The sequence below is a fragment of the Streptomyces flavofungini genome (assembly GCF_041028215.1).
In the GTDB taxonomy this organism is placed as follows: domain Bacteria; phylum Actinomycetota; class Actinomycetes; order Streptomycetales; family Streptomycetaceae; genus Streptomyces; species Streptomyces flavofungini_B.
The window spans coordinates 1-3977 of sequence record NZ_JASKYR010000661.1 but is presented as its reverse complement, the minus strand read 5'-3'; the positions used below and the strand labels follow the sequence as shown (position 1 = coordinate 3977).

Sequence of the window (3977 nt, the reverse complement as noted above, 5' to 3'; positions counted from 1 at the left end):
GTCCAGTATTGCCGGTTTGCCGCTTCCCCGGTCTTCCGGTGCGTCAGTCGTCCCCCGGGTCGCTCCCGTGCAGCGTCAGGGTCACCGCGAGGGCCCGGTGGTCCGTGTCGCCGATCTCCAGGAAACGGGCGTCGCGGGCCGAGAAGTCCGGGGTGGCCAGGACGTGGTCGATCTGGGCGCCGAGCGGTGCGGGCGCGGCGGCGGGCCAGCTCGGGGCGCGCGAGGACCCGTCGAGACGGGCGGCGTCGCGCAGTCCGGCGTCCAGGACGGAGCGGAAGGCGGCGTGGTCCTGGGTGGCGTTGAAGTCGCCCGCGACGATGGTGGGGCGGCCCTCGCCCGCGGCGGCGTACGCCCTGATCCTGCCCAGCTCCTCGCGCCACAGGGAGACGCCCTTGGGCAGCGGCGGCATCGGGTGGGCGAGCTGCACCCGTACCTCGTGGCCCTGCACGTCGGCGACGGCGGACGGCATGCCGAGGGTGCCGGGCAGGCGCTCGCCGTCCTTGAGCGGGACCTTGGCGAGGATGACGGAACCCTCCGCGCCGTACGCGTCGACCGCCTGGCGGTAGGGGTAGACGGACTTCGGGAACGCCTTGCGGAGCAGGGCCGCGCAGGGCGGGTCGCACTCCTGGACGAAGAGCAGGTCGGGCCGCTCGGCGCGGGCCGCCTCGACCAGGCCGGGGGTGCCCTTGCCGAACTCGACGTTCGACGTCATGACGCGGAGCTCGGCGACGGCCGGGCCCTTGGGGGCGTTCGTGTCGCCGTACGGCTCCAGGTACCAGGCCACGCCGCCGAGGGCCACGACCGCCCACACCATGCCGGTGCGCCAGCGGGCCAGGACCGTGAGGAGCAGGCCCGCGGCGGCGGGGACGAGCAGCCAGGGCAGGAAGGCGAGGGCCTGGGTCACCGGGGTGAAGCCGTCGGAGTCCGCAGCGCGGCAGGCGAGGATCACGGTGACCGCGGTGAGCAGCGCCGTCGCGAGCGCGGCTTTGACCCGGCCGACGCGTCTGCGGCCCGGCTCCGCCTCTTCCGGTTCCGGCTCGGCGTCTCGGGTGAGGGTCTTGCTGTCCAAGGCGGCCTCTCGTCGTGGGCTGCTGCCGGGGTCGTCCTTCCTCAGTAACGGTTCCCTGCCCCGGGGCGGTTCCTGGGCGGGCCGTTCCTGTCGGCCGTCAGCGGGCTCCGCTGAAGCGCCTCCGCAGCCACACCGCCGCCGCCACCGCGACACCCACCCCCATGATGATCCACGAAGCCACCCACAGGGACTCCGTCAGGGCGTCGTAGACCGCGCCCGCCGCGTCGCGGGAGACGTCCGTGGGGAGGTCCCGCAGGGTGAGGGAGCGGGTGATCCGCACCGCCGTGGCGAGGACCGCGGCGGCCAGGGCCGCGCCCAGGGCCGTGGCGATGACCGCCCTGCGGCGGCGCACGGACAGGAGGATGCCACTGACCGCGAGGACCACCGCCGCCACCGGGAGCCAGAGGCCCGCTGTCTGGAGCATGTGGAAGACCTCCCGCAACGGACCGATGTCCTTGGACTTCAGGATGGTCACCTCGGTGTGCCGGACCGGGATCTTCGAGGCGAAGGGGACTCCGTCGTCCGTCAGTTGCTGCTTGACGCGCTGGGTGATGGGGGCCAGGTCGATGGAGACCTCGCCGTCGGAGTCGTCGTCGAGGGCCCGCTCCACGGCGTCGTGCGCCGCGCGGTTCGCCGCGTTCCAGGCGGTCTTGTACGCCGCCGTCTCGGTGAAGGAGCCCACCGCGTCGCGTACGAAGGCCTTGACCGTGCCCTGGAGCGGCCCGACGTCGATCTCCGACATGACCGCGTCGGTGACCGCGGTCCCGACGGCGGTGCGGACCGCCGGGTCCGAGGAGAGCGGCGCCATGGTGGCGACGTAGCTGTCCTCGTCCCCGATCTCGTACTTCGACCAGGTCGAGAGCGCGCCGAGGGGTACGAGGAGGCAGGCCAGGACGGCAAGGACTGCGGACAGGGTGCTGCGGACGCTGCGGGGCACGCCTACCAGGCAAGGCCCCGCTCACGCCGGACGCGAGCGGGACGCCTGCATATGGGGCAAGTAAAGACCGCGTGCGGGGCAATGCGGGTGGGCGGCGTTCGGCGCGAGGGCCCCTACTTGCGGTTGTACAGACGCATCGTCACCGGCCCGAAGACCGCGACGAGCAGCAGCGCCCAGCCGAACGTCCAGGCGAGCGCGGTCGTCGGTGACGTGCCGTCCATCAGGGCGCGGACGGCCGAGGAGACGTGGGTGACGGGGTTGTTGTTGACGAAGGCCTGGAGCCAGCCCGGCATGGTCTCGGGCTTGACGAAGATGTCGCTCAGGAAGGTCAGCGGGAAGATCACCATCATGCTGACGCCCATCACGGACTTCTCGGTGCGCAGGAGCAGCCCGAACATCGTCCAGATCCAGGAGAACGCGAAGGAGAAGGCCAGGAGGACCGCGATGCCCGCCACCACGCCCACGAAGCCGCCGTCGGGGCGGAAGCCCATGATGAGGCCGACGGTCAGGATGACCACGGAGGCGATGGCGTAGCGCAGGGCGTCGCCGAGGAGGTAGCCGACCATCGTCGAGGGCCGCCAGATCGGCAGCGTGCGGAACCGGTCGAAGACGCCCTTCTCGATGTCGGTGTTGACCGAGACGCCCGTGTACATCGTGATCATCACGACCGACATGACGAGGATGCCGGGCAGCAGGTACTGGATGTACTCCCCCGGGGACCCGGCGAGGGCGCCGCCGAAGAGGTACGTGTACATCAGGACCATCATGATCGGGAACGCCGTGACGTCGAAGAGCTGTTCCGGCACGTGCTTGATCTTCAGCATCGCGCGCCAGCCGAACGTCAGACAGGCGGAGAGCGCGCCGGGACGCGGCGGGCGCTCGGCGGCGATGAGCAGCCCGGCCAGCGAGTCGGTCCTGACCGGCGTGAGGTCCTGGGCTTCGGTGGGAACGGCGGCGCTCATGCCGTGGCCTCCTTCTTCGGATCGGTCGGGCCGGGGTCGGGGGAGTGGGTGTCGGAGCCGGTCAGGGCGAGGAAGACCTCGTCGAGGCTCGGCTGGCCGAGCGCGAAGTTGTCGACGGTGATGCCCCGGGCCGCCAGCTCGGCGAGGGCCCGCGAGGCCTGCTCGGCGGCGCCGCGGCCGTGCTGCCCGCCGGTGCCGACGCGGGCCGTCAGGGCCACCGGGTCGGGTTCCAGCTGGACCTGGGCGTCGAGCACCGTGCCGAGGAGCCGCGCGGCCTCCTCGCGGTGCGCGGCCTCGCGCAGCCGTACGTGGACCGAGCCCGCGCCCACGGACGCCTTCAGCTCGCCCTTGGTGCCCTCGGCGATCACCCGGCCCCGGTCGATGACGGCGATACGGGCCGCCAACTGGTCGGCCTCGTCCAGGTACTGCGTGGTGAGCAGCACCGTCGTGCCGTGGGCGACCACCGCGCGCACGATGTCCCAGACCTGGTTGCGGCTACGGGGGTCGAGGCCGGTGGTCGGCTCGTCGAGGAAGAGCAGCTCGGGGGTGTTCAGGATGGAGGCGGCGATGTCGATACGGCGCCGCATGCCGCCGGAGTAGTTCTTGACCTGCCGGGACGCCGCCTCGGTCAGGCCGAAGGCGGCGAGGAGCTGTTCGGCACGGGAGCGGGCCGCGGCCTTGGTGTGGCCGGTGAGGCGCCCGAGCAGAACCAGGTTCTCCGTGCCCGTGAGGTCCTCGTCCACCGACGCGTACTGCCCGGTGAGGCTCACCAGGCTCCGCACGGCGTCGGCCTCGCGCACCACGTCGTGGCCGAAGACGTGCGCTTCCCCGGCGTCCGGCCGCAGCAGGGTGGCGAGCATCTTGACCGCCGTGGTCTTGCCCGCACCGTTCGGGCCGAGCACGCCGTAGACCGTCCCCGCCGGGACGGTGAGGTCGATGCCGTCGACCGCCCGGTTCTCACCGAAGGCCTTGACCAGCCCCGCGGTCTCGATGGCCGCACTACTCATGT

General features: G+C 72.1%; 4 protein-coding genes. All 4 read right to left on the bottom strand.

What is annotated here, in order from left to right; genetic code table 11:
- Positions 1–43 precede the first annotated feature (43 nt).
- On the bottom strand, positions 44–1069 hold the full coding sequence (locus tag AB8Z36_RS31995; RefSeq protein WP_369216887.1) for an endonuclease/exonuclease/phosphatase family protein: 1026 nt from the start codon (positions 1067–1069) through the stop codon (positions 44–46).
- Positions 1070–1166: 97 nt separating this feature from the next.
- A complete protein-coding gene (locus AB8Z36_RS31990) occupies positions 1167–2006 on the bottom strand; it encodes a hypothetical protein (RefSeq protein ID WP_369216886.1) in 840 nt (279 codons plus the stop codon).
- Between the two features lie 113 nt (positions 2007–2119).
- Positions 2120–2968, bottom strand: a complete 849-nt coding sequence (locus tag AB8Z36_RS31985; protein ID WP_369216885.1) for an ABC transporter permease — start codon at positions 2966–2968, stop codon at positions 2120–2122.
- On the bottom strand, positions 2965–3975 hold the full coding sequence (locus AB8Z36_RS31980) for an ATP-binding cassette domain-containing protein (protein ID WP_369216884.1): 1011 nt from the start codon (positions 3973–3975) through the stop codon (positions 2965–2967). Before AB8Z36_RS31980 ends, AB8Z36_RS31985 begins: the two co-directional genes overlap by 4 nt.
- Positions 3976–3977: the final 2 nt, after the last annotated feature.

Coding starts and splice junctions, on each gene's coding strand:
- AB8Z36_RS31985 (WP_369216885.1), bottom strand. CDS start 2,968: ATGAGCGCCGCCGTTCCCACCGAAGCCCAGGACCTCACGCCGGTCAGG.
- AB8Z36_RS31980 (WP_369216884.1), bottom strand. CDS start 3,975: ATGAGTAGTGCGGCCATCGAGACCGCGGGGCTGGTCAAGGCCTTCGGT.